The organism is Flavobacterium luminosum (assembly GCF_023635005.1).
Taxonomy (GTDB): domain Bacteria; phylum Bacteroidota; class Bacteroidia; order Flavobacteriales; family Flavobacteriaceae; genus Flavobacterium; species Flavobacterium luminosum.
In genome coordinates, this window is record NZ_JAMLJM010000024.1 from 1 (window position 1) to 777 (window position 777).

A 777-nucleotide genomic window follows, 5' to 3' on the forward strand; every position below is an offset into this window, starting at 1 on the left:
GAAGTAGCCGAAGGGAAGGAAGTACGTGAATTTAACGGAAAAATGCACGTTTTAGAACATGCTTACAAGGCTGATTTTGCCATCGTAAAAGCTTGGAAAGGCGACGAAGCCGGAAACCTAATCTTTAAAGGAACGGCTCGAAACTTCAACGCACCAATGGCCGGAGCAGCTAAAATCACTATCGCCGAGGTTGAAGAATTAGTACCTGTAGGAACCTTAGATCCTAATGAAATTCATATTCCGGGAATTATGGTCAACCGAATTTTCCAAGGAGAGAAATTTGAAAAAAGAATTGAGCAACGTACAGTAAGACAAAAATAATTTGACAATTCTTTAATTTGAAGATGAGAAACGATAAAGAAAATTTAATTGTAAAATTAACATTTGATTTTGCATTAGAAATCATAAGTTTTTCAGAACAAATAAGAAGTGTTAATCGTTTTGAAATGGCATCTCAAATTTTTAGAAGTGGGACTTCAATAGGAGCAAATATTAGAGAAGCACAAAATGCTGAAAGTAAAGCAGATTTTATCCATAAATTTAAAATTGCTGCAAAAGAGGCAGATGAGTTGTTTTATTGGTTAGAACTCTGTAAAAATTCAGAATATTATCCAAATCCCACAATAGAATTGTTTGATCAATTACATTCAATAAATTTGATTATATCGAAAATCATTTCTTCTTCTAAGAGAAATTAATTTTCAAATGATTAAATTTTCAAATCAAGTAATAAATTATGGCACTAGATAAAAATCAAATTGCAAAACGTATTGCACA

At 31.8% G+C, this 777-nt stretch carries 2 protein-coding genes; both read left to right on the plus strand.

The annotated features are described in order from the left end of the window. On the plus strand, nucleotides 1-321 hold a 321-nt coding region (locus tag NAT50_RS12310), incomplete at its 5' end, for a CoA transferase subunit A (RefSeq protein ID WP_317236684.1). A gap of 23 nt (nucleotides 322-344) precedes the next feature. Next, the gene (locus NAT50_RS12315) at nucleotides 345-698 is read left to right on the plus strand and encodes a four helix bundle protein (protein WP_250593521.1); all 354 of its coding nucleotides are present in this window, start codon (nucleotides 345-347) and stop codon (nucleotides 696-698) included. Nucleotides 699-777: the final 79 nt, after the last annotated feature.

Coding starts and splice junctions, on each gene's coding strand:
- NAT50_RS12315 (WP_250593521.1), top strand. CDS start 345: ATGAGAAACGATAAAGAAAATTTAATTGTAAAATTAACATTTGATTTT.